General features: G+C 73.1%; 24 protein-coding genes. 11 read left to right on the forward strand and 13 right to left on the reverse strand.

The window, feature by feature from the left end; all coding sequences use genetic code 11:
- Nucleotides 1–43: 43 nt before the first annotated feature.
- The 3 genes from D6270_RS14530 to D6270_RS14540 are packed head-to-tail and all read right to left on the reverse strand — an operon-like array spanning nt 44 to nt 3,722.
- On the reverse strand, nt 44–1,729 hold the full coding sequence (locus D6270_RS14530) for an L-aspartate oxidase (RefSeq protein ID WP_109165011.1): 1,686 nt from the start codon (nt 1,727–1,729) through the stop codon (nt 44–46).
- A complete protein-coding gene (panC, locus tag D6270_RS14535; protein ID WP_109165010.1) occupies nt 1,726–2,784 on the reverse strand; it encodes a pantoate--beta-alanine ligase in 1,059 nt (352 codons plus the stop codon). Before panC ends, D6270_RS14530 begins: the two co-directional genes overlap by 4 nt.
- Nucleotides 2,781–3,722, reverse strand: a complete 942-nt coding sequence (locus tag D6270_RS14540) for a Rossmann-like and DUF2520 domain-containing protein (RefSeq protein WP_109165009.1) — start codon at nt 3,720–3,722, stop codon at nt 2,781–2,783. The genes panC and D6270_RS14540 overlap by 4 nt, the downstream gene beginning before the upstream one ends.
- Nucleotides 3,723–3,890: 168 nt before the next feature.
- Between D6270_RS14540 and D6270_RS14545 the strand changes: the two genes are divergently transcribed.
- Nucleotides 3,891–5,141: a threonine aldolase family protein gene (locus tag D6270_RS14545; RefSeq protein ID WP_109165008.1), complete on the forward strand. Its 1,251-nt coding sequence runs from the start codon at nt 3,891–3,893 to the stop codon at nt 5,139–5,141.
- A 126-nt stretch (nt 5,142–5,267) separates the two neighbouring features.
- On the opposite strand, the gene D6270_RS14550 is transcribed toward D6270_RS14545, so the two are convergent.
- The gene (locus D6270_RS14550) at nt 5,268–5,450 is read right to left on the reverse strand and encodes a hypothetical protein (RefSeq protein ID WP_109165007.1); all 183 of its coding nucleotides are present in this window, start codon (nt 5,448–5,450) and stop codon (nt 5,268–5,270) included.
- Between the two features lie 104 nt (nt 5,451–5,554).
- Between D6270_RS14550 and D6270_RS14555 the strand changes: the two genes are divergently transcribed.
- Nucleotides 5,555–6,667: a DUF5937 family protein gene (locus tag D6270_RS14555; RefSeq protein WP_109165006.1), complete on the forward strand. Its 1,113-nt coding sequence runs from the start codon at nt 5,555–5,557 to the stop codon at nt 6,665–6,667.
- A gap of 25 nt (nt 6,668–6,692) precedes the next feature.
- On the opposite strand, the gene D6270_RS14560 is transcribed toward D6270_RS14555, so the two are convergent.
- Genes D6270_RS14560 through D6270_RS14570 form a run of 3 tightly spaced genes read right to left on the reverse strand, consistent with a single transcriptional unit; the run spans nt 6,693 to nt 9,245 of the window.
- Nucleotides 6,693–7,301, reverse strand: coding sequence for an AAA family ATPase (locus D6270_RS14560; RefSeq protein WP_204117117.1), 609 nt, complete (start codon nt 7,299–7,301; stop codon nt 6,693–6,695).
- A 10-nt stretch (nt 7,302–7,311) separates the two neighbouring features.
- Entirely contained in the window at nt 7,312–7,986 is a 675-nt protein-coding gene (locus D6270_RS14565; RefSeq protein WP_109165005.1) for a response regulator transcription factor, read from the reverse strand.
- A 56-nt stretch (nt 7,987–8,042) separates the two neighbouring features.
- Entirely contained in the window at nt 8,043–9,245 is a 1,203-nt protein-coding gene (locus D6270_RS14570) for a sensor histidine kinase (RefSeq protein WP_109167441.1), read from the reverse strand.
- Nucleotides 9,246–9,341: 96 nt separating this feature from the next.
- Here D6270_RS14570 and D6270_RS14575 point away from each other — a divergent pair, with 96 nt between their 5' ends.
- Nucleotides 9,342–10,328: an SAM-dependent methyltransferase gene (locus tag D6270_RS14575; protein WP_109165004.1), complete on the forward strand. Its 987-nt coding sequence runs from the start codon at nt 9,342–9,344 to the stop codon at nt 10,326–10,328.
- Nucleotides 10,329–10,378: 50 nt separating this feature from the next.
- Nucleotides 10,379–11,521, forward strand: coding sequence for an NADH-quinone oxidoreductase subunit D (locus D6270_RS14580; RefSeq protein ID WP_109165003.1), 1,143 nt, complete (start codon nt 10,379–10,381; stop codon nt 11,519–11,521).
- 16 nt (nt 11,522–11,537) lie between these two features.
- Here D6270_RS14580 and D6270_RS14585 read toward each other — a convergent pair whose 3' ends face one another.
- The 4 genes from D6270_RS14585 to D6270_RS14600 form a co-directional block, all read right to left on the reverse strand.
- Nucleotides 11,538–12,707, reverse strand: a complete 1,170-nt coding sequence (locus D6270_RS14585; protein WP_225976850.1) for a coiled-coil domain-containing protein — start codon at nt 12,705–12,707, stop codon at nt 11,538–11,540.
- A 141-nt stretch (nt 12,708–12,848) separates the two neighbouring features.
- Entirely contained in the window at nt 12,849–13,820 is a 972-nt protein-coding gene (locus D6270_RS14590; RefSeq protein WP_109165001.1) for an ABC transporter substrate-binding protein, read from the reverse strand.
- 78 nt (nt 13,821–13,898) lie between these two features.
- On the reverse strand, nt 13,899–14,573 hold the full coding sequence (locus D6270_RS14595) for an ABC transporter permease (protein WP_109165000.1): 675 nt from the start codon (nt 14,571–14,573) through the stop codon (nt 13,899–13,901).
- A 3-nt stretch (nt 14,574–14,576) separates the two neighbouring features.
- Entirely contained in the window at nt 14,577–15,377 is an 801-nt protein-coding gene (locus tag D6270_RS14600) for an ABC transporter permease (RefSeq protein ID WP_109164999.1), read from the reverse strand.
- A 168-nt stretch (nt 15,378–15,545) separates the two neighbouring features.
- On the opposite strand from D6270_RS14600, the gene D6270_RS14605 reads away from it, so the two are divergent.
- Nucleotides 15,546–16,712 carry an ABC transporter ATP-binding protein gene (locus tag D6270_RS14605; protein WP_109164998.1) on the forward strand — a complete coding sequence of 389 codons (1,167 nt, stop codon included), beginning with the start codon at nt 15,546–15,548 and terminating at the stop codon, nt 16,710–16,712.
- 9 nt (nt 16,713–16,721) lie between these two features.
- Here D6270_RS14605 and D6270_RS14610 read toward each other — a convergent pair whose 3' ends face one another.
- Nucleotides 16,722–17,843, reverse strand: a complete 1,122-nt coding sequence (locus D6270_RS14610; RefSeq protein ID WP_109164997.1) for an alpha/beta hydrolase — start codon at nt 17,841–17,843, stop codon at nt 16,722–16,724.
- Nucleotides 17,844–18,017: 174 nt separating this feature from the next.
- Between D6270_RS14610 and D6270_RS14615 the strand changes: the two genes are divergently transcribed.
- The 3 genes from D6270_RS14615 (at nt 18,018) to D6270_RS14625 (ending at nt 21,203) form a co-directional block, all read left to right on the forward strand.
- A complete protein-coding gene (locus D6270_RS14615) occupies nt 18,018–19,841 on the forward strand; it encodes a phosphatidylglycerol lysyltransferase domain-containing protein (RefSeq protein WP_109164996.1) in 1,824 nt (607 codons plus the stop codon).
- Nucleotides 19,842–19,935: 94 nt separating this feature from the next.
- Nucleotides 19,936–20,733, forward strand: a complete 798-nt coding sequence (folP, locus tag D6270_RS14620) for a dihydropteroate synthase (RefSeq protein ID WP_202419461.1) — start codon at nt 19,936–19,938, stop codon at nt 20,731–20,733.
- Entirely contained in the window at nt 20,730–21,203 is a 474-nt protein-coding gene (locus tag D6270_RS14625; protein ID WP_109164994.1) for a nuclear transport factor 2 family protein, read from the forward strand. Before folP ends, D6270_RS14625 begins: the two co-directional genes overlap by 4 nt.
- Before the next feature lie 16 nt (nt 21,204–21,219).
- On the opposite strand, the gene D6270_RS14630 is transcribed toward D6270_RS14625, so the two are convergent.
- Nucleotides 21,220–21,408: a hypothetical protein gene (locus tag D6270_RS14630; protein ID WP_109164993.1), complete on the reverse strand. Its 189-nt coding sequence runs from the start codon at nt 21,406–21,408 to the stop codon at nt 21,220–21,222.
- Between the two features lie 165 nt (nt 21,409–21,573).
- Between D6270_RS14630 and folB the strand changes: the two genes are divergently transcribed.
- The 3 genes from folB to D6270_RS14645 all read left to right on the forward strand — a co-directional run bounded on the left by folB (nt 21,574) and on the right by D6270_RS14645 (nt 23,169).
- Nucleotides 21,574–21,933, forward strand: coding sequence for a dihydroneopterin aldolase (gene folB / locus D6270_RS14635; protein ID WP_093690373.1), 360 nt, complete (start codon nt 21,574–21,576; stop codon nt 21,931–21,933).
- On the forward strand, nt 21,930–22,541 hold the full coding sequence (folK, locus tag D6270_RS14640) for a 2-amino-4-hydroxy-6-hydroxymethyldihydropteridine diphosphokinase (protein WP_109164992.1): 612 nt from the start codon (nt 21,930–21,932) through the stop codon (nt 22,539–22,541). Before folB ends, folK begins: the two co-directional genes overlap by 4 nt.
- A gap of 136 nt (nt 22,542–22,677) precedes the next feature.
- Nucleotides 22,678–23,169, forward strand: coding sequence for a DUF3180 domain-containing protein (locus D6270_RS14645; RefSeq protein ID WP_109164991.1), 492 nt, complete (start codon nt 22,678–22,680; stop codon nt 23,167–23,169).
- Nucleotides 23,170–23,175 lie beyond the last annotated feature (6 nt).

Genomic DNA, 23,175 nt, shown 5'->3' on the forward strand with positions numbered 1-23,175 from the left:
GGTGGTGCGGGTGCGGCTCGCGCCGCTGCTCTGTGCAGTCTGCTCAATCCGCCGCGCGTACGGGCGGGAATGCGGCGGTCTCCGTACGGTGGACGACCGGGGTGCGGTCGGCGGCGATCCGGACGACCAGGTGGCGGCGCCAGTGCGCGTCGTCGCGGTCGGGCCGGTCCTCGCGCCAGTGGCAGCCGCGGGTCTCCTCGCGCTCCCGGGCGGCGGCCACCAGGACCCGGGAGACCAGCAGCAGGTTGGTGACCTCCCAGGCGTCGACCCCGGGGACCGCGTCCTTCGGGTCCGCGTCGGCGGCGGCGCTGCGGTGCAGGGCCTCCAGCTCCTCGGCGGCGGTGGCCAGGGACCCGGCGGAGCGGAGGACTCCGGCGCCCCGGGTCATGGTGCGCTGGATCGCCGTACGGGCCTCGGGAGCGAGCAGCGGGACGGGGGCGTGGCCCCCCTCGCTCGCGGCCTCCACCGGCTCGGTGCGGGGCGGGCGGGTCTCGGCGATGTCGGCGGCGATGCGCTCGGCGAAGACCAGGCCCTCCAGGAGGGAGTTCGACGCCAGCCGGTTCGCGCCGTGCACCCCCGTACAGGCGACCTCGCCGCAGGCGTACAGACCGGGGACGGTCGTGCGGCCGCGCAGGTCGGTGCGGATGCCGCCGGAGGCGTAGTGCGCGGCCGGGGCGACCGGGACGGGCTGGGTGACCGGGTCGATGCCATGGGTGCGACAGGCGGCCAGGATGGTCGGGAAGCGCTGCTCCCACATCCGGGCGCCGAAGTGCCGGGCGTCCAGATACATGTGCTCGGTGCCGTGCTCGTGCATCTGGCGGGTGATGGCCTTGGCGACGATGTCGCGCGGGGCCAGCTCGGCCAGCTCGTGCTGCCCGAACATGAAGCGGGTGCCGGAGGCGTCGACGAGGTGGGCGCCCTCGCCGCGTACCGCCTCGGAGACCAGCGGCTGCTGCCCCTCGGAGTCGGCGCCGAGGAAGAGGACGGTCGGGTGGAACTGGACGAACTCCAGGTCCGAGACCTCCGCCCCGGCCCGCAGCGCCAGCGCCACGCCGTCGCCGGTGGAGACCGAGGGGTTGGTGGTGGCGGAGAAGACCTGGCCCATACCGCCGGTGGCGAGAACGACCGAGGGGGCCCGGACCGCGCCGACGCCGTCGTGCTGGCCCTCGCCCATGACGTGCAGCGAGACCCCGGCCGTGCGGCCTTCGGCGTCGGTGAGCAGGTCCAGGACGAGCGCGTTCTCGATGGTGTGCAGGGTGGCCTCGCGGACCGCCTCGACCAGGGTCCGGGAGATCTCCGCGCCGGTGGCGTCGCCGCCCGCGTGGGCGATGCGGCGGCGGTGGTGGCCGCCCTCGCGGGTCAGCGCTATGTCGCCGCTGTCGGTGGTGTCGAAGTGGGCGCCGGTGGTGATCAGCCGGCGTACGGCGTCGGGGCCCTCGGTGACCAGGGTCCGTACGGCCTCCTCGTCGCAGAGGCCCGCGCCCGCGACCAGGGTGTCGTCGAGGTGCTGCTCGGGGGTGTCGCCCTCGCCCAGGGCCGCGGCGATACCTCCCTGCGCCCAGCGGGTCGATCCGTCGTCGAGGCGCGCCTTGGTGACGACCACGGTGTCCAGGCCGGCGGCGGCGCAGCGCAGGGCGGTGGTGAGACCGGCGACCCCGGAGCCGACCACCACGACGTCCGCGTCGATGGCCCAGCCGGGGGCGGGGGCGGTCAGCCGTATTCCGGTCACGTCAGGGCTCCGAAGGTGAGGGGGATGTTGTCGATGAGGCGGGTCTCCCCGACCCGGGCCGCGACGGCGAGGATCGCGTCCCCGCTCTCGCGGTCGTCGGCGATCTCGGTGAAGTCCGCCGGGTCGACCAGGGCCAGGTAGTCCAGGACGAGCGGGTGGCTGCCCCGGGTGGCGGCCTCTTCCAGGATCGCGCGCGCGGTGGCCCGCACGGCGGCGGGCGCCCCGTTGGGCCGGGCCAGCGCGACGGCCTGGGCGTCGGCGGCGGCCCGGGCCTCGCCGAGCTTGTTGAGCCCGGCGGCCCGGTCGCCGCCGGGGGCGGTGGCCTTGGCGCGCTCGTGCAGGGCCTGTTGGGCGGCGAGCCGGTCGCGGGCCGCGAACAGGGCCCGGGGCAGGGCGAGGGCGGTGTGCCGCTCGTCGGCGGAGAGGAACCGGTTGCGGCTGGAGAGCGCGAGGCCGTCGGGGTCGCGGACGGTGGGGACGCCGGTGATCCGGACGCCGAAATTCAGGTCGCGGACCATGCGGGCGATCAGGGCGAGCTGCTGGGCGTCCTTCTGCCCGTAGAACGCCTCGTCGGGGCGGGTCAGGTGGAGGAGCTTGGCGACGACCGTGAGCATGCCGTCGAAGTGGCCGGGGCGGGAGGCACCTTCGAGCCGCTCACCCATGGGGCCCGCGGTGATCCGGACCTGCGGTTCGCCCCCGGGGTAGACCTCGTCCACCCCGGGGGCGAAGACGGCGTCGGCGCCGGCCGCCGCGGCGGTGGCCAGGTCGGCGTCCAGGGTGCGCGGGTAGCGGTCGAGGTCGGCGGCCTCGCCGAACTGGAGCGGGTTGACGAAGACCGTGACCACGACCTGGCCCCGCGGACCCGCGGCCTCGCGGGCGGAGCGGATCAGGGTGGCGTGGCCCTGGTGGAGGGCGCCCATGGTCATGACGACGGCCCGCTCGGCCCCGGCGGGGCGGGGCAGCGCGTCCAGCTCGGCGGCGGTGCGGAGGAGGGCGGGGGTGGCGCCCTGGGGGGCGGGGGGGCCGGTGCTTCCCGTGCGGCTGCTGGTGGTCATCGGGTCTCCCCAGGTCCGGGGCGGCTCTCCTGGTCGGCCAGGGCGACGAGCAGGTCCTCCGCCAGCTCCGGCTTGAGCAGGCCGTGGGCCAGCGCCCGGTCGGCCGTGGCGCGGGCCATCGCGAGGTAGCCCCCGACCATCTGGGGGGCGTGCGCGCGCAGCTCGCCGACGTGGGCGGCGACCGTGCCCGCGTCGCCCCGGGCCACCGGGCCGGTCAGCGCGGCGTCGCCGGAGCGCAGGGCGTTGTCCAGGGCGGCGCCGAGCAGCGGGCCGAGCATCCGGTCCGGGGCGGTGACCCCGGCCTTGGCCAGCAGCTCCATCGACTCGGCGACCAGGGTGACCAGGTGGTTCGCACCGAGGGCGAGGGCCGCGTGGTAGAGCGGGCGGGACTCCTCCGCGATCCACTCCGGCTCGCCGCCCATCTCGATGACCAGCGCCTCGGCGGCCAGCCGCAGCTCCTCGGGGGCGGTGACCCCGAACGAGCAGCCCGCGAGCCGCTGCACGTCCACGGAGGAGCCGGTGAACGTCATCGCCGGGTGCAGCGCGAGCGGCAGGGCCCCGGCCCGCAGAGCGGGGTCCAGGACCCGGGCCCCGTACCGCCCGGAGGTGTGGACGAGGAGCTGTCCCGGCCGTACGGCACCGGTCTCGGCGAGCCCTTCGACCAGACCCGGCAGCGCGTCGTCGGGCACGGTCAGCAGCACCAGCTCGGCGCGGGCGAGGACCTCGGCGGGCGTCACCACGGGGACGTCGGGGAGCAGGGTGGCCGCGCGGCGCCGGGAAGCGTCGGAGACGCCCGAGACGGCCACCGGGCGGTGACCGGCGAGCTGCAGCGCGGCGGCGAGTGCGGGGCCGACCCGGCCCGCTCCCACGACACCGACGGTGAGACGGGCAGGGCGGTCCCTCGCGTCGAGGGGTTCCTTCGGAACTGTCGTATTCACGCGGCGATGGCCTTCCGTTCCAGTCCGCGGGGGGTACCGGACGATTTCTCTGCATGCTACGCCAGCGTTTCGACGAAGCCCGCCCACTGCCCACAGCCTGTGGATAACTCCGCGGGGCGGGCGGGAATCGTGGGGCGTGCCGTCAGCGGTCCGGGGGATGATCGTCCCATGACAGCCATGGATGAGCAGGAGCAGCGCCGGCGCCGAATGGCCGCGTGGCGAGGGTCCCACCGGGTGCTGGAGCGCCGGAGCACGGACGGGACGGTGGCGGAGGGGCTCGCGGCGCTGCTGGCCGGGATCGGGGGCGGTTCCAGCTCTGGGGCCGGGAGCGCTTCCGGGGTCGGTTCCGGTTCTGGGATCGGGGGCGGTCCCGGGGCCGGGGTTGGCTCCGAAGCCGGTTCCGGTTTCGTACACGATCCGGACGGTGCGGTGGATGTGTACGGGGGCGGGGTCGTCGCCGATCTGGAGCGGCGGGTGGCCGGGCTGCTGGGGACGGAGGCGGCGGCGTTCTTCCCGACCGGGACGATGGCCCAGCAGGTCGCGCTGCGGTGCTGGGCGGGGCGTACGGGCAACGCGACGGTGGCGCTGCACCCGCTGGCCCACCCCGAGCTGCACGAGGAGGGGGCGCTGGGGGCGGTGAGCGGGCTGCGGACGGCGCACCTGACGTCGGCGCCCCGGATGCCGAGCGCGGAGGAGGTACGGGAGCACCCGGAGCCGTTCGGCACGCTGATGCTGGAGCTGCCGTTGCGGGACGCCGGGTTCGTACTGCCCACGTGGGACGAGCTGGAGGCGGTCGTGGCGGCGGCCCGGGAGCGGGATGCGGTGGTGCACCTGGACGGGGCGCGGCTGTGGGAGTGCGGTCCGCACTTCGGGCGGGGCCTTCCGGAGATCGCGGCGCTCGCGGACAGCGTGTACGTGTCCTTCTACAAGTCGCTGGACGGGCTGTCGGGGGCGGTGCTGGCGGGGCCCTCGGTGCTGGTGGAGGAGGCGCGGGTGTGGCGCCACCGGTACGGGGGCCAGGTCTTCCAGCAGTACCCGGCGGCGCTCTCCGCGCTGATCGGGCTGGAGAAGGAGCTGCCCAGGCTGCCGTCGTACGTGGCGCACGCGAAGGTGGTCGCCTCGGCGATGGCGGAGGGGTTCGCGGCGGCGGGGGTGCCGTGGTTCCGGGTGTGTCCGCAGCCGCCGCACACGCACCAGTTCCAGGTCTGGCTGCCGTACGGGGCGGAGGTGCTGGACGAGGCGTCGGTGCGGCAGGCGGAGGAGACGGGGGTGACGTTGTTCCGGCGGTGGGGGGCTGGGGCGGCCGGGTTGCCGCCGGGGGTTTCGGTGACCGAGGTGACGGTTTCCGGGGCGGGTCTCGAATGGTCGGCGGAGGACGTGCGGGAGGCGGTGGGGGTGTTCGTGGGGCTCCTGGAGTAGGGCCTTGTCTTTCCTGGGCAAGGGCCTTGCCGAGCGGCCGGCCCTCCGGCGCCGGGGTTCGTCCTCAAGCGCCGGACGGACGGGGAGGTCGCCCGGCTCGGGAGGCCCGGGCCCAAGGTTCCGTCCTCAGGCGCCGGACGGGCTGGAGTGGCCGCGGACGGGCTGACGGGGCGTCGGTGGGTGGGTCAGCCAGTGGCGGTACAGGTCGCGCAGCGTTCTGCGGTCGTGGCGGCCCGGTGGGGGCGGGGCCGGTTCGCCGAGGCGGGCCGCGCGGTAGGTGTCGAGCATGTGCTGCTGGATGGCGTCCATGTATCCAGCGTCCGCCCGTCACCCCAGGTCCGCGCGTCGATTGACGGCCGCCGTCAAATGGGGCGACGCCCTGTCCGCGTGCCCGCACCATGGGACACGTGAGCGTGAACATAGACATCGCCGGCCTGCCCTCCGACCGCATCGTTTTCGCGGTCTCCCCGCTCACCGAGCTGGGGGACGCGCTGCACGCGCTCTCCGAGCCCGGCCACCACCCCGGCGTGCACGGCTGGGCCACCGCGACCTCGGCGGCGCTGGAACCCGATCTCGCCGACCGGCTGCTGGAGGCGGAGTTCCTCTGGCGGCACACCTTCTCCGACATCTTCCTGCCGTACGCCGGGGTGCGCGGCGGCGACGGCAGGCCCGGGGCGAGCCTCGCCGAGGACCTGGACATCCTGGACCGGATCGACGACGAACGGTTCGTCACCTCGGCGCTGGAGTTCACCTGTGCGGGGCTGGTGGAGCCGGGCAACCCCTCCCCGCTGACGAACGCCGCGATGCGGGCCCGTGCCCTGGACATGGCGGCGGCGCGCGGCCCGCGGCAGGTGAAGTTCGCCGAGCGGCTGCTGGCCGACCCCGTCCGCGTACGCGGCTGGATCCGGCGGCTCTTCGAGGACTGCGACCAGGCGTTCTTCGCGGACACCTGGCGCCGGGTCTCCGTCCAGCTGGTCGCCGACGCCCGGCACAAGACGGAGGTGCTGCGGCGCAAGGGCGTCCAGGAGGCGATGGGCGCGGTCTCCGCCGCCCTGGCCCTGGACGAGGAGGCGGGCCTGCTCTCCGTCGACAAGCTGGCCGAGGCCCGGACCACCGCCGTCGACCCGGACGTCGGCACCGGCCTGACCCTGATGCCCAGCAGCTTCGGCTGGCCGCACCTGGTGGTGCTGTACGCCCCGGGGTGGCGGCCGGTGATCCAGTACCCGGTCCGCCTTCCCGACCTGCCGGCCCCCGCCTCCGTGGAGCAGGTCCAGCTCCGGATGGAGGCCCTGGCCCACCCGATGCGGATGCGCCTGTGCCGCAACCTGGCCCGCGCGGCGTACACCACCGGCGAACTGGCCGACTCCCACCGGATCACCGCCCCCGAGGTCTCCCGGCACCTGTCGGTCCTCAAGAAGGCGGGCCTGATCACGACCCGCCGCCGGGGCCGCTACGTACTGCACCAGCTGGACCTGACCGCCGTCGCCCGCATCGGCAGCGACTTCCTGGAGGGTGTGCTGCGGTGACCCGGGGGCGGGCCGGGGCGGGGCGTCAGTCGAAGCGGATGTGGCGCAGTCCCGTCCAGGTCCGCCGCAGCCGGTGGAGCAGCCGGCTGTCCGTGTCCGGTGTGAGCGTCAGGCCCGCCGCGCCGGCGACCAGGTCCGCCACCTGAGGCACGGTCGCCTCGTCCGTACGCACATGGCGGGCGAACTCCGGCCGGGCCAGCCGCTCCAGGCAGTCGTCCAGCCGCCGCACGGCGAAGCTCTCCCGCTTCAGGCCGCGCCCCAGGCCCCGCTCCCGCAGCCGCCGCAGGACGGTGGCCCGGTCGGCGAGCAGGGCGCTGTGGTGGACGGTGTGGCCGTCCTCGCGCAGGGCTGTGACGATCTCGGCGAAATAGCCGGGGTCGACCAGCGTCATCGGCACGATCACCGGGCCGGGGTGGCCCGCCAGCGCCACCCCGAGGACCTCGCGGACCCCGGCACGCCAGGCGGCCAGGTCCTGGAAGTCACCGCGCAGGTGGGGCGGCAGGGTGCGGTGCAGGCCGAAGCCGATGTGCTCCGGGTCGCAGACCACGCTGCCCGGCAGCCGCCGCCGGATCTCGTACGCGGTCTGCGTCTTGCCTCCCCCGAACGGACCGTTGATCCACAGCAGCGTTCCCACGCCGGGCCCCTCAGCCCGCTCCCCCGCCCGCCCGCACCAGCCCCGTCTCGTAGGCGAGGACGACGACCTGGACCCGGTCGCGCAGGCTCAGCTTGGTGAGGATGCGGCCGACGTGGGTCTTGACCGTGGCCTCGGAGAGGACGAGGCGGGCGGCGATCTCGCCGTTCGAGAGGCCCTGGGCGACCAGGAGCATCACCTCGCGCTCGCGCTCGGTGAGCTTCTCGATGTGCTTGTTCTTCGGCTCCTTCTCGCTGCTGGGCAGCATCGGCGAGAAGCGGTCGAGGAGGCGGCGGGTGGTGGAGGGGGCGACGACGGCGTCGCCGCTGTGCACCGAGCGGATCGCGGAGAGCAGTTCGGCCGGCGGCACGTCCTTGAGCATGAAGCCGCTGGCCCCCGCCTTCAGCCCGGAGAAGGCGTACTCGTCCAGGTCGAACGTCGTCAGGATCAGCACCTTCGGCGGGTTCGGCTGCGCGCAGATGCGGCGGGTCGCCTCCACCCCGTCCAGGCGGGGCATCCGGACGTCCATCAGGACCACGTCGACCGCCGTGGCCCGCAGGGTCTCGATCGCCTCGGCGCCGTCCCCGGCCTCGGCCACCACCTCCATGTCGGGCTGGGCGGCCAGGACCATCCGGAAGCCCGTCCGCAGCAGCACCTGGTCGTCGACGAGCATCACGCGGATGGCCATGGGGTCTGTCCTGTCCTGTCTGGGCGATAAGGGGTTGCGCCGGGGAGGGCCGGGCGTCAGTCGGCGGGCTTCAGCGGCAGCAGCGCGCTGATCCGGAAGCCGCCGCCGGGCCGTGGCCCGGCGTCCAGGGTGCCGCCGACCATGCCGACCCGCTCCCGCATCCCGATCATCCCGTGCCCGGCGCCGTCCGCACCGCCGTCCTCGTACAGCTCGTGCGCCGCGCCCCGCCCGTCGTCCTCGATCAGCAGCCCGAGGCCGTCGTCGAAGTAGACCAGCCGGACGCTGGCCCCGGCGTCGGGGCCACCGTGCTTGCGGGTGTTGGTGAGGGCCTCCTGCACGACGCGGTACGCGGTCAGCTCCACGCCGCTCGGCAGCGGTCGGGCGGTGCCCTCCACCTTGAAGTCCACCGCCAGCCCGGTCCGGCGCACCTGCTCGACCAGGTCCTCGATCTGCTCCACATCGGGCTGCGGGACGTACTCCCCGCTCTCCCGTGTGTCACCGGTCCGCAGCACCCCCAGCAGCCGCCGCATCTCGGCCAGCGCCTGCCGGCCGGTGGAGGAGATCGTCTCCAGCGCCTGGCGGGCCTGGTCGGGCGCCGCGTCCATCACGTACGCCGCGCCGTCGGCCTGAACCACCATCACGGACACGTTGTGCGCGACGACATCGTGCAGCTCGCGGGCGATCCGGGCCCGCTCGGCGGCCACCGCCACCTTGGACTGGGCCTCGCGCTCCCGCTCCAGCCGGGCGGCGCGCTCCTCCAGCTGGCTGAAGTAGGCCCGCCGGGTCCGCAGCGAGTCGCCCATCACCCAGGCCAGCACGAACGGCACCGTCATGATCACCGTCACGAAGACCTGCTGGGGCCAGGAGCCGTCCGGCTCGGACTCCCAGCGCACCTGCGCGAGGGTGGCCGCGGTCAGGCTGCAGATCAGGGCGAGCCGGGAGGCCCAGCGCTCCCCGATCGTGGCCACCGTGAAGGTGATCACCAGCATCGCGAAGTTCCCGATGCCCGGCCGGACGTCGAAGACCAACTGGCAGACGCCCACCGCGATGGCGAGCAGCAGCATCTTCTCCGGGAACCGTCGGCGCAGCGCCACCACGGTGGAGAGGCCGAGCGCAACCGGAATCGAGAGGATCGCCTGCCACCGCGCGTCGTACATGCCCGACGCCGTCGACATGCCGGAGAGCCCGAGGAGGACGACCGCCCAGAAGACGTCGACGCCCGTCGGGTGTCTGCGGAGAAAATCGTAGAGGCGCTGCACGTAGCCCAGCGTAAGGACAGTGAACAGGTGCACGGGTCAACCGGAGGGTCGATCCAGATCCTGGGACCGTACTCCCCAAGGTGGAGACTGGGCCACATGACGGAGGAGTGGCGCGGGTGGCGCGAGGCGGCACAGACCGCTCTGTACGGGGACGAGGGCTTCTACCGGAGTCCGGTCCGGAGCCCGGAGGGGCCGGCGGGCCACTTCCGTACGTCGGTCCACGCATCGCCCCTGTTCGCGCGGGCGGTGGCCGGACTGCTGGCCCGGACCGCGAGCGAGCTGTCCACCGGCACGGTCGCCCTGGTCGATGTCGGGGCCGGGCGCGGTGAGCTGCTGACCGGGGTGCTCGCCGCCGTCCCGGAGGGACTGGAGGTGATCCCGTACGGGGTGGAGGTCGCCGCCCGCCCGGCAGGCCTCGATCCCCGGATCGTCTGGTGCGCCGAGCCGCCGACCGGCGTCACCGGGGTGCTGTTCGCCAACGAGTGGCTGGACAACGTGCCGGTGGACGTGGCCGAGGTGGACGGGGACGGCGTCGCCCGGTACGTGGAGGTGCGGACCTCGGACGGTGCCGAGCGGCTGGGTGCTCCGGTGGCCGGGGCGGACGCGGAGTGGCTGGAGCGGTGGTGGCCGCTGTCGGAGCCGGGCGAGCGGGCGGAGGTCGGGCGGCCCCGGGACGCGGCGTGGGAGGGGGCTGTGCGGTCGCTGGGCGCCGGGCTGGCGGTGGCGGTGGACTACGCGCATGTACGGGGCGGACGGCCGCCGTTCGGGACGCTGACCGGGTTCCGGGGCGGGCGGGAGGTGCGGCCGGTGCCGGACGGGTCGTGCGACCTGACCGCGCATGTGGCGCTGGACGCGTGCGCGGCGGCGGTGGATCGGGGGGCCGCCGAACTCACCGACCAGCGGGCGGCGCTCGGGCGGCTGGGGGTCTCCGGGGAGCGGCCGCCGCTGAGTCTGGCCGCCTCCGATCCCGCGGCGTACGTACGGGCCCTGTCCTGGGCAGGCGAGGCGGCGGAGCTGACCGCACGCGGCGGGCTCGGCGACTTCGGGTGGCTGCTGCACCGGGTGGGTGCGGGGCCGAGGTGACCGCCGGCAAGGACGCGGCGGGCACGGACCGGGCAAGGAATACTGGCCCCATGACGGAGACGACCATCGGCATCGGCGGCGCGGCGGAGAGCACCGACATGGTGCTGAACATCGGCCCGCAGCACCCCTCCACGCACGGCGTGCTCCGGCTCCGGATCGTCCTGGACGGTGAACGCGTCCAGCACGCGGAGCCGGTCATCGGCTATATGCACCGGGGCGCGGAGAAGCTCTTCGAGGCGCGCGACTACCGGCAGATCATCATGCTCGCCAACCGCCACGACTGGCTCTCCGCGTTCTCCAACGAGCTGGGCGTCGTGATGGCCGTGGAGCGGATGCTCGGCATGGAGGTGCCCCAGCGCGCGGTCTGGACGCGGACGCTGCTCGCCGAGCTGAACCGGGTCCTCAACCACCTGATGTTCCTCGGCTCCTACCCCCTCGAACTGGGCGGCATCACCCCGGTCTTCCACGCCTTCCGGGAGCGCGAGGAGCTCCAGGCGGTGATGGAGGAGGTCTCCGGCGGCCGGATGCACTACATGTTCAACCGGGTCGGCGGCCTCAAGGAGGACGTACCTGCGGGCTGGTCGGGACGGGTCCGGGACGCCGTCGCCTCGGTCCGCTCCCGGATGGACATCTACGAGAACCTGGTCCTCGGCAACGAGATCTTCCGGGCCCGTACGCGCGATGTCGGCGTGCTCTCCGCCGGAGCCGTGCACGCGTACGGGGTGTCGGGGCCGATCGCGCGCGCCTCGGGCGTCGACTTCGACCTGCGGCGCGACGAGCCGTATCTCGCGTACGGGGAGCTCCGGGACACCCTGAAGGTGGTCACCCGGACCGAGGGCGACTGCCTGGCCCGCTTCGAGTGCCTGCTGGAGCAGACGCTCAACTCCCTCGACCTGGCGGACGCGTGCCTGGACCGGATGGCGGGCCTGGAGCCGGGGCCGGTCAACCAGCGGCTGCCCAAGGTGCTGAAGGCACCCGAGGGCCACACGTACGCCTGGACGGAGAACCCGCTCGGCCTCAACGGCTACTACCTGGTCTCCAAGGGCGAGAAGACCCCCTACCGGCTGAAGCTGCGCTCCGCCTCCTTCAACAACATCCAGGCGCTCACCGAGCTGCTGCCGGGGACGCTGGTCTCCGACATGGTGGCGATCCTGGGGTCGCTCTTCTTCGTCGTCGGGGACATCGACAAGTAGCGGCGCTGCTCCGGGCTCAGGAGACCGCGCCGCGCAGCTCCGCCACGTCGATCTGCTCAGTCTCGTCGTGCGCGGTGAGGTCGATGACCTTGCCCACGGCCCGGTTCTGGACGGCTCCCGTGCGGTGGGCGGCGAGCGCCTCCTCGCCGACGACGTCCGCGAGGTCCTCGTTCTGCACGGACTCGATCGCGGCGTTCGCCTTCTGGGCGTTCTGGGTGCCGAAGAAGTCGAAGCTGCTCTGGGGGGCGAGGTGGCGGCGGGCCGCGGCGTACGGCACGACGGCCGACGCGGCGGGGACCGTACGCGGCACGTGCACCGGCATGTTGGAGGTCCGGGGCCGGGCGCCGAGGGCCAGGGGCTGGACCTGCGCGGCCGACGCGACGGGGGCCGACGCGGCCGGGGCGGTGGGGGCCGGAGCGGTGGGGGCCTGGGACTTTGGGGCCGGAGCGGTCGGAGCCGAAGCAGCGGAAGCCGGGGCGGCCGGGGGGAGCGCGGCCGGGGCGGTCGACGGGCGGCGGTGCCGGTGGTGTTCACCCGCCCCGGTGGCCACCGCGTCCTTCCCCTGCGGGCCTTCCCCCTCCGCACCCTGTCCCGCGCTCCGCTCGGCGGCCTCGGTGCGGCGGGCCTCCTGGAGTGCGGCGTTGCGGGTGAGGTTCAGCAGGGCCTCGTCCGCGCGGCGGTAGGCGTCCGGGGTGGGCGTCGACCGCCCGGTGGGCAGCTCGGCGGGGGTGGCGGCCTCGATGGCGAGCTGCCTGCGGCCCTCCAGCGCGCTGGCCCGCTCGGTCTCGGCGTTGGCGTACCGGCGGAGGAGGCCCGCGTGCTCGCCGCGCAGTCCGGCGAGCTCCACCCGCTTGCGGCGGAGCTTGGTCTCCAGACGGGTGCGCAGCTCGCGCGACTCCTCCAGATCCTGCTCCAGCTCGGCTATCCGCTCCTCGGCCCGCCACTCGTCCCGGGTGCGGGCCCGCTCCAGCTCGGCGACCCGCAGCCCCGCCGCCCGGTCCCAGCTGCGCATCAGATACGCGCCGGTCAGGGCGGCGGCGGCCACGGCGGCCACCAGGCCGCGCAGGGCGATGGGTTCGGCGAGGAACCAGGCGCCGGAAGCACCGACGACCGACACTCCCGCCACCACGGAGGGCGGCAGGATTCTGTGAAGGGGTGGCGAATGGCGGTGGCGTCCACGTGGCATGGCCTGAAATTTACCGTGTGTACGCGCCACTTGGGGGGCCGCCCGGCAATCTTTCCCCGCCGGTTACCTGACGGCCCTCCGAGGCCCCCTACTTCTTGATCGAGAACTCTCCCCGCCCGGCCCCTGCTTCTCGATCGGGCCTTACTTCTTGATCAGGCCCTTGGACTCCAGATACTCCTTCGCCACATCGGTCGGCTTGGCGCGCTCGGCGTCGACCTTGCGGTTCAGCTCGGCGAGATCTTCCGTGGTCAGCGTGTCGGTCAGCTTTCCGAGCGCCGCGGCGATCTCCGGTGCGCCCGCGTCCTTGGCATTGAGGACCGGCAGGACGTTGTCGGCGTTCTGGAGCTTCTTGTCGTCCTCCAGGAAGACCAGACCGTCCAGCACCGCGTCCGTGGTGGTCGTCAGGACCAACTCGACCTTGCCGTCGCGGACGGCCTGCTTGGACTGCGGGGTGCCGACGCCCTTGGGGTCGATACCCGTGACGTCGATGCCGTACGTCTTCTTCAGACCGGGCGCGCAGAAGGGCCGCACCTCGCACTCGTCGCCCGCCGCGATCTTCACCTTGAGCTTCGACTTCCCGAGATCGGAAAGGGTCTTGAGGCTGTTCTTCTCGGCGAATTCCTCGGAGACCGCGAAGGCGTTCTGGTCGACGGCCTTCCCGGCCGGGAGCACCTTGAGCCCGAGCGGGGTGGCGAGCTTCTCCAGGGCGGCGACCGTGGCGGCGGTGTCCCCGGAGGCGAGGGGGGCGGCCTGGGCCTTCTCCGCCCCGTTCACCTTGGCGTTGAGGAACTCGGTGATCGTGGCCGCGTATTCGGGTACGACGTCGATCTCGCCCTTCTCCAGCGAGGGCTCGTACAGCTCACGGTTCTTCACCGTGGTGATCGAGGTGTCGTACCCGGCGTCGCCCAGGATCTGCGCGTACAGCTCGGCGAGCACTTTCGACTCGGTGAACGAGGCCGAGCCGACGACGAGCGAGCCCTTCTTGCTGTCGCCCGAGGAGCCCGAGCCGCCGCTCTTCTCCTTCTCCAGGCTGTCGCCGCCGCAGGCCGCCAGCGACCCTGCCAGCGCCACCATGCCGATGACCGCTCCGGCTATCCGCGAGGTCCTGCTCATGTTGCTCTCCGTTCGAACTGAAGGAAACTGAAGAAAAGGGGTGATCAAGAAGTGAGGTCGCCGAGCCGCCCGGCCCCGTCACGCGGTCCGGCGGCGGCGCAGCGGTGACAGCATCCGGTCCAGCGCCACCAGCACCCCTTCCACCAGCAGGGCCAGCGCGGCGACGAGGATCGCGCCCGCGAAGACCTGTGCGGTGTCGTAGGTGTTGAACCCGGCGGTGATGATCCGGCCGAGGCCGCCGAGACCGACCATGGCGGCGATCGAGGCGGTGGCCACGACCTGGACGGCGGCGGAGCGCAGCCCGGTCATGATCATCGGGTAGGCGAGCGGCAGCTCCACCCGGACGAAGAGCTGCCCGCCGGACATCCCCATGCCCCGGGCGGCCTCCACCACGGACCGGTCCACCTCCCGCATGCCCACATAGGCGTTGGTCAGCAGCGGGGGTACGGCGAACAGCACCAGCGCGATGATCGTGGGCCAGTACCCCGAGTTGCGCAGGGGGGTGACCATGAAGAGGGCCAGCACCGCGAAGACCGGGATGGCCCGCCCCACGTTGGAGATGTTGACCGCGAGCGCGCCGCCCTTGCCCAGGTGCCCCAGGTAGAGGGCGAGCGGCAGGGCGATGGCGCAGGCCACCGCGAGGGCGACCCCGCTGACGTACAGATGCTCGCCGAGCCGGTGCGCGGCTCCGCCGTCGCCCGACCAGTTGGTCCCGGTGATCAGCCAGGTCCAGGCTTCGCCGATGACTCCCACGGGTCAGCCCGCCTCCACCTTCGCCGGGGCGGGTATGCCCGCCGGACCGCCGGGGCCGCCGGACCCCTCCGTGGCACCGCCCGGGCCGCCGGAACCATCACCACCGCCCGCACCCGTACGCGTATCCCCCGTCGAGGCCGGTATACGCGTCCAGGGCGTCAGCAACCGCTGGAGGCCGAGGAGCAGCAGGTCGGCGGTGACCGCGAGCAGCACGCACAGCACCGAGGCGGCGAGCACCTGGGCCTTGAAGAAGCTCGGCAGCGCGTCCTCGATGAGATTGCCGAGGCCGCCCTTGCCGACGAGCGAGCCGACCGTGGTCAGCGCGACCGTCGACACGGTGGCTATGCGCAGCCCCGCCATCAGCGCGGGCAGCGCGAGCGGGAGCTCCACCTCCCACAGCAGCCGCCACGGCCCGTACCCCATGCCCCGGGCGGCCTCCCTGGCCTCCTCGGGGACGGCTTCGAGGCCGGCCAGGATGTTCCGTACGAGGATGGTGAGCGAATAGAGCACCAGGCCCGTGACGACGAGCGCGGCGGAGAGCCCGAACAGCGGCAGCAGCAGCGAGAACATCGCCAGCGAGGGCACGGTGTACAGAATCGTGGTCAGCCCGAGCACCGGTCCGGCGAAGCCGCGGCCCCGGCGGGCGAGCAGCGCCAGCGGAAAGGCGATCGCGAGCCCGATCAGCACCGAGACGACCGTGATCCCGATGTGCTGCACGGTCGCGTCGGTCAGCTCCTGGCTGCGGGTACGCAGATACTCGCCGCAGATCCAGTCGTTCGTCGCCAGGCAGCTCGCCTCGGCCATCGCGCACCCACCCCCGATTCCCTGTCATGCCCCCGTGGCGCCCGTATTCCCCGTCGCGCCCGTGTCGAACTGATGTCTGGCGAGCCTATCCTCGACCACTGACAATCACGGAGGCTGTCGCATTCCGGCAACATGCCCTTCACGAAACACCCGCCACAATGGGGACCCATGATCCGTTTCGAGCACGTCACCAAGCGGTACGCGGACGGCACCACCGCCGTCGACGACCTTTCCTTCGAGGTCGCCGAGGGTGAACTGGTCACGCTCGTCGGACCGTCCGGCTGCGGCAAGACGACCACCATGAAGATGGTGAACCGGCTGATCGAACCGACCGAGGGCACGATATTCCTCGACGGGGACGACATATCAGCCATCGACCCCGTCGAGCTCCGCCGCCGCATCGGCTATGTGATCCAGCAGGTCGGCCTCTTCCCGCACAAGACGGTGCTGGAGAACACCGCGACCGTCCCCCACCTCCTGGGCTGGAAGCGCGGAAAGGGGCGCGAGCGCGCCGCCGAACTCCTCGACCTGGTCGGACTCGACCCTTCCGTCTACGGCGACCGCTATCCGGAGCAGCTCTCCGGCGGACAGCGCCAGCGCGTCGGGGTGGCCCGCGCCCTGGCCGCCGACCCGCCCGTCCTGCTGATGGACGAGCCTTTCGGCGCGGTCGACCCGGTGGTCCGCGAACGGCTCCAGAACGAATTCCTGAAACTCCAGGCCCAGGTCCGTAAGACCGTGCTCTTCGTCACGCACGACATCGAGGAGGCCGTCCGCCTCGGCGACCGGATCGCCGTCTACGGGCAGGGCCGCATCGACCAGTTCGACTCCCCCGCCACCGTCCTCGGCGCCCCCGCCACCCCCTACGTGGCCGACTTCGTCGGCGCCGACCGCGGGCTCAAGCGGCTCTCGGTGACCCCGATCGAGGAGAGCGACCTCGACCAGCCCCCGGTCGTCCACCTCGACGACTCCCTCGCCGAGGCCACCGCACGCCTCCGGTCCGAGGGCGCCCGGTGGGCCGTGGTCCTGGACGGCCGGGACAACCTGCACGGCTGGATCCCCGCCGAGGCGGCCACCGCCGCGACGGGCACCGTCCGCGAGCACGCCCGCCGGATGGAGGCCTGGCTGCCGCTCGGCGCCCCGCTCAAACAGGCGTTCTCCACCATGCTCCAGCACGACGCCGGCTGGATCGCGGTCATCGACAAGGAGAGCGAGGGCCGCTTCCTGGGCGTACTGACCCCCGCACGGCTGCACGAGGCGCTGCGCCGGTCGATCGACGCTGACGCCCAGGCGGTGCCGCGCGCGGAGGTCGCCGTCGAGACCGTCGCCACCGCATAGCCGGGGATCTCACTGCCCGCTGAGCCGCTCGCTCAGCCACTCCAGGGCGGAGGGGATCTCCCGCCGCCAGGTCGTGAAGTTGTGCCCGCCGCTGTCCAGCACGATCGACGACACCTCGGCGGGCGCCTTCACCTTGTCGATGAACCTCATCGTGCTCCTCAGGTTCCCCTCGCCCTGCCGTGACGTCGTCACCAGGAACGAGCCGCCGGACGGAGGCCGGTTCTCCAGCGTCCACATCAGGTCCGCCCGGTCCCGCAGCGCCTGGTCCCCGTGGAACAGGTCGCCGGTCGTCGGGTCCTCGGCGGCCCGGTAGTACGCGGAGAGCCCGGCGCTCGCCGCGTACCGGTCGGGGTGGTGCAGGCCGATCTTCAACGCGCAGTATCCGCCCGTCGAGTTGCCGATGATCCCCCAGTTACGGGCCTGCTTCCCGACCCGGTACGACTGGGTGATCGCCTCGGGGAGGTCCTGCGCGAAGAACGTCTCCGTCCGCGGCCCCCGGGGGACGTCCACGCACTCGGTGTCCCGGGGCGGCGCCACCGTCGGCCGCAGCATCACCAGGATCATCGGCTGCGCCTTGCCCGCCTTCACCCGCTCGTGCGCCGTCCGGGGGTAACGCAGCCCCTTGAGGAGGTTCTCCGCGGTCCCCGGGTAGCCGGTCAGCACCACCACCGCCGGGAACGACCGCTTCGCGTAGGCGCTCTGGAAATACTCCGGCGGCAGATAGACGTACGCCGGTGAATCGATGCCCGAGAGCCGCCCGGAGACCACCACCTTGTCGATCCGCCCGCCCGCCGCCGGCACCCCGCCGCCCGGCACGTCCGGCCGCTGGGTGCCGATCCGCGTCATGTGCCGCGCGCCCGGCTCCCCGCCCGCGTGGTCGGTGACCACCCCCAGCTCCTGCTTCTGACCGAAGAGGTCGGCCCAGGAACCGTAGAAGAGAAACGCGTTGTTGGCGGCCAGGCCGACCGCGGCGAACAGGGTCAGCTGGGTCGCCAGCAGCAGTCCGACCCGGCCCGTCACAGCGGCGGTGCTCCGCCGGGCCAGACGTGGCCAGAGCCAGACCGTGGCCGCGAACAGCACCACGGCGGCGGCCGCCACGCCCGCGAGAACTACCTTGCTGGTGAGACCCATGAGTGAGCTTTCTCTGCGTATTCTCTGTGTTTTCTCCGCGCTTCCCGGCGGAAATTCCCGGTATGTGAATGAACCCTGGACACGCAACCCCCGTCCTAGAGGGAGCACATCGTCCGGAACGGCAACGGCCGACGGACCCACCAACCCGAAAACTCATCTGGAGCCACGGAAGCGATGTCTGTCACGGTAGATGGGGATAAATCGGTATCGGTTCCGCAACGTGTGCGGCGTGTCCTGCGCGGCCCGCGCCCCGAATCCGTACCGGCCGTCGTCGGCACCGCCTGCACCGTCGTCGGGCTGATCGACGTCGTGGCAGGGGTCTTCCCCCGCTTCCGGCACAGCCGGATGCACACCCTCGCCGAGGTGCTCCCCGGGGCGCTCGGACCGTTCGCCGCAGCGCTCTCGCTGAGCGCGGGCGTGCTGCTGCTCCTGCTCGCGCACGGGCTGAAGCGGCGCAAGCGGCGCGCCTGGCGGGCGGCGGTGGTGCTGCTGCCGGCCGGGGCCGTGGCCCAGTTCGCGTACCGCCACTCCGTCATCGGCGTCCTGGTCTCCCTGACGCTCTGCTATCTGCTGGTGCGCCACCGGGACCAGTTCCGGGCCCTGCCCGACCCGCGCAGCCGCTGGCGGGCGCTGGCCAACTTCATCCTGCTCGGGGCGAGTTCGCTGGCGCTCGGGCTGGTCATCGTCTCCGTCCACCCCGGCCGCGTCGTCGGCGACCCGTCCATCGCGGACCGGCTCCAGCACGTGCTGTACGGCCTCTTCGGCATCGAGGGCCCGGTCGACTACGCCGGGCGGACCAGCTGGACCGTGGCGTACTCGCTCGGCGCGCTCGGCCTGCTCACCGCCGTCACCACGATCTACCTCGCCTTCCGCCCCGAACACCCGGCCGCCCGCCTCACCGAGGACGACGAGACCCGGCTGCGGGCGCTGCTGGAGACCCACGGCGGCCGCGACTCGCTCGGCCACTTCGCGCTCCGCCGCGACAAGGCCGTCGTCTTCTCCCCCAGCGGCAAGGCCGCCGTCTGCTACCGGGTCGTCTCCGGGGTGATGCTGGCCGGCGGCGACCCCATCGGCGACGTGGAGGCCTGGCCGGGCGCCATCGAACGGTTCATGGACGAGGCGAAGGCCCACTCCTGGACCCCGGCCGTGATGGGGTGCAGCGAGCGCGGCGGGGAGGTCTGGACCCGCGAGACCGGGCTCACCGCCCTGGAGCTGGGCGACGAGGCGGTGGTGGACGTCGCGGATTTCTCCCTCGCCGGGCGGGCCATGCGGAACGTTCGCCAGATGGTGGGGCGCATCGAACGCAACGGCTACGAAACCCGGGTCCGGCGAGCACGTGACATCGGCGCCACCGAGCTGGAGCGCATCCGACGGGCCGCCGCCGACTGGCGCGGCACCGACACCGAGCGCGGCTTCTCCATGGCGCTCGGCCGGATCGGCGACCCCGCCGACGGGGACTGCGTGATCGCCACCGCCCATCTGCCGGGCTCCGAGGACGGGCCGCACGGCGACCTGAAGGCCGTCCTCCACTTCGTCCCGTGGGGGCGCGACGGGATGTCCCTGGAGCTGATGCGCCGCGACCGCTCGGCCGACCCCGGCATGAACGAGCTGCTGATCGTCGCCTCGCTCCAGGCCGCCGGGAAGCTCGGCGTCCAGCGGGTCTCGCTCAACTTCGCGATGTTCCGCTCGGCGCTGGCCCGTGGCGAGCGGCTCGGCGCCGGGCCGGTGCTGCGCTGCTGGCGCGGGCTGCTGATCTTCCTCTCCCGCTGGTTCCAGATCGAGTCGCTGTACAAGTTCAACGCCAAGTTCAAACCGCGCTGGGAGCCGCGCTTCGTGGTCTTCCGCACCAGCCGCGACCTGCCCCGCATCGGGATCGCGGCGATGCAGGCGGAGGGGTTCGTGAACCTCTCGCTCCCCCGCCCCTTCCGCTCCCGCGGCCCGCGCCCGTGCGGCCACGCGCTGCGCACGGCCCAGGAGCACGAGGTGAGCGCGGCGTAGGCGGCCCGCCCCTACCCCATAGGCTGGAGGCATGAGTACGTCACGCGCGCGGGGCACGGTCCGAGGGCTGCCGGAGTGGGACCGCTGTGCGGTCATGGGGGTCGTCAACGTGACGCCCGACTCCTTCTCCGACGGGGGCCGCTGGTTCGACACCACGGCGGCGGTCAAGCACGGCCTGGACCTGGTCTCCGAGGGCGCCGACCTGGTCGACGTCGGCGGCGAGTCGACCCGCCCGGGCGCCAGCCGGGTGGACGAGTCGGAGGAGCTGCGGCGGGTGATCCCCGTCGTGAAGGGACTGGCCTCCGAGGGCGTCACCGTCTCCGTGGACACCATGCGCGCCCGCGTCGCCGAGAAGGCCGTCGCCGCCGGGGCCGTCCTGGTCAACGATGTGAGCGGCGGCCTCGCGGACCCGGACATGATCCCGGCCGTCGCCGCCGCCGAGGTGCCGTTCGTCGTGATGCACTGGCGCGGCTTCAGCGAGTCGATGAACAGCCTCGCGGTCTACGGGGACGTGGTCGCCGAAGTCCTCGCGGAGCTGCGGCAGCGGATGGACGCGGTGATCGCGGGCGGTCTCGACCCGGGCCAGGTCGTGATCGACCCCGGCCTCGGCTTCGCGAAGCTGGCCCCGCACGACCTGGCCCTCGTCGCGCACCTGGACGAGCTGCACGCCCTGGGCCAACCGCTGCTGGTGGCCGCCTCCCGTAAACGCTTCCTCGGCCACGTACTGGCCGGCCCCGGTGCCACCCTGCCGCCCGCCCGCGAACGTGACGCGGCGACGGCCGCCGTCTCCGCCCTCGCCGCCCGGGCCGGGGCCTGGGCTGTCCGCGTCCACGAGGTGGGGGCCACCGCCGACGCCGTACGGGTCGCCCGCGCCGTCGAGGGAGCCGCGTGAACGAGGACCACGCGGCGGCCGCCGCCGACATCGCGGAGGTCGAGGCCGCCAACACCGCCTTCTACGAGGCGCTGGAGCGCGGCGACCACACGGCGCTCGCCGACCGGTGGCTGCCGGGCGAGGACCTCACCGTCTCCTGCGTCCACCCGGGGTGGCCGGTGCTCACCGGCCGGGGCGACGTGCTGCGGAGTTACGCCCTGATCATGGCGAACACCGAGTACATCCAGTTCTTCCTCACCGACGTCAACGTCGCGATGACCGGTGACACCGCCCTGGTGACCTGCACCGAGAACATCCTCAGCGGCGGCCCGGCCGAGGAGGGCAACGACCTGGGGCCGCTGGTGGGCCAGCTGGTCGTCGCCACGAACGTGTTCCGGCGCACGCCCGAGGGGTGGAAGCTCTGGTCCCACCACGGCTCGCCGGTCCTGGCGGAGACCGACGAGGACGACGGCGAGGAACCGTCGTCCTGACCGGCGGCGGGCAGGCTCAGCGGACCGGGCCGGGCACGATCAGCGGCTTCCTGGCGGGGAGTTCGTCCACGAAGGGCTGGGAGCGCGTGGGGCTTCTCGCAGGCGTCCGCCACGGGAGCCTCGACGGCGCGGTCGTCGCGGTGCCGTCCGGCGCGAGGAGACCGGTCCAGTTCAGCGAGGTGCCGATGGTGAAGACCGGATCCACTCGCACAGGTGCGCAGGACGTCGGGCGGGTATCAACCCCCTGGGCTCCTCCAGGGCCCCTACCTGCCCGCGCTGTCGGTGCCCGCAGGTAGATTCGGAAGAAGGCACTTCGTCGCCCGCACGCGGCCGGGTGCCTCTTGGACCAACGACAGCAGGAGTGATTCGCGTGGATCGTGTCGCGCTGCGCGGCCTCAAGGCCCGTGGGCACCACGGCGTCTTCCCCCGGGAGCGGGAAGAGGGCCAGACCTTCATCGTCGACCTGGTGCTCGGCCTCGACACCCGCCCCGCGGCAGCCACCGACGACCTGGCCCGCACCGTGCACTACGGCGTGGTGGCCGAGGAGGTCGTCGAGGTGGTGACGGGCGAACCGGTCGACCTGATCGAGACGCTCGCCGAGCGCATCGCCCAGCAGTGCCTGAAGCACGAAGGTGTCCAGGAGGTCGAGGTCGTGGTGCACAAGCCGGACGCACCGATCACCGTCCCCTTCGACGACGTGACCATCACCATCACCCGGAGCCGAGCATGACCGCTTTTTCCACCGAGGGGCAGAGCGACCCGACCGTCCAGCCGGTGCCCACCGCCGTCGTCAAGCAGGTGGACGCCGCCGACATCACCCTCTCCAACCCCAAGATGGCCGTGATCGCCCTCGGCTCCAACCTGGGCAACCGGCTGGAGACCCTCCAGGGCGCCGTCGACGCGCTGGAGGACACCCCGGGCCTGCGGGTCAAGGCCGTCTCCCCGGTCTACGAGACGGAGCCCTGGGGCGTCGCCGCCGACAGCCAGCCCTCCTACTTCAACGCGGTCATCCTCGTGAAGACCACGCTGCCCCCGGCCTCCCTGCTGGAGCGCGGCCAGGCCGTCGAGGAGGCCTTCGACCGGGTCCGCGAGGAGCGGTGGGGCCCGCGCACGATCGACGTCGACATCGTGTCGTACGCCGACGTCCTCTCCGACGACCCGGTGCTCACCCTCCCCCACCCCCGCGCCCACGAGCGCGCCTTCGTCCTCGCCCCCTGGCACGACATGGACCCCGAGGCCCAGCTGCCCGGCGCGGGCCCGGTCGCCGACCTCCTCGTCGGTGTCGGCCGCGCAGGCGTCCTGGCCCGCGCCGATCTGGAACTGCGCCTGCCGGAGTAATCGTTAGGCTCGACGGGCACCAGCTCAGGAACAGGCGGGCCAGGGGCTCAGGGCCCTGTCGGCTCAGGGGCCCGGGGCCCACGGGCTCGCCAGCAAGCGGGTTCGGGAACACAGGCGACGAAGGGCGGCTCACGCGGTGAAGCAACTACGGCTCGGGGTACTGGCGGGCCTCTTCACCGCCGCCGGCGTCCTCTCCTGGGGCGGCGCCCGCCTCTGGGACTCCCTCGGCACCCTCCCGAGCGTCCCGCTGGCCGCCTCGATCGTGCTCGCCGTGATCGCGGTGATCCTCCTGGCCACCGCCCTCTCCATCCGCACCCGTCTCCGCGCCCAGCGGGAGCGCCGCCCCGGCGCCAAGGGCGTCGAACCCCTGATGGCTGCGCGGGCGGTCGTCTTCGGCCAGGCGAGCGCCCTGGTCACCGCCCTGGTCGCCGGGATGTACGGCGGCACGGGCGTCTTCCTGCTCAGCTTCCTCGACGTCCCACCCCGCCGCGACCAGGCCATCTACGCGGGCGCGGCCGTGGTGGCGGGTATCGGCGTCATCGCGGCCGCCTTCTTCCTGGAGCGCGTCTGCCGCCTCCCCGAGGACGGCGAGAACAACCACGACGGCACGGGCGCGGCCGCCGCCTAGAGCGGC

Source organism: Streptomyces griseus subsp. griseus, assembly GCF_003610995.1.
Classification (GTDB): domain Bacteria; phylum Actinomycetota; class Actinomycetes; order Streptomycetales; family Streptomycetaceae; genus Streptomyces.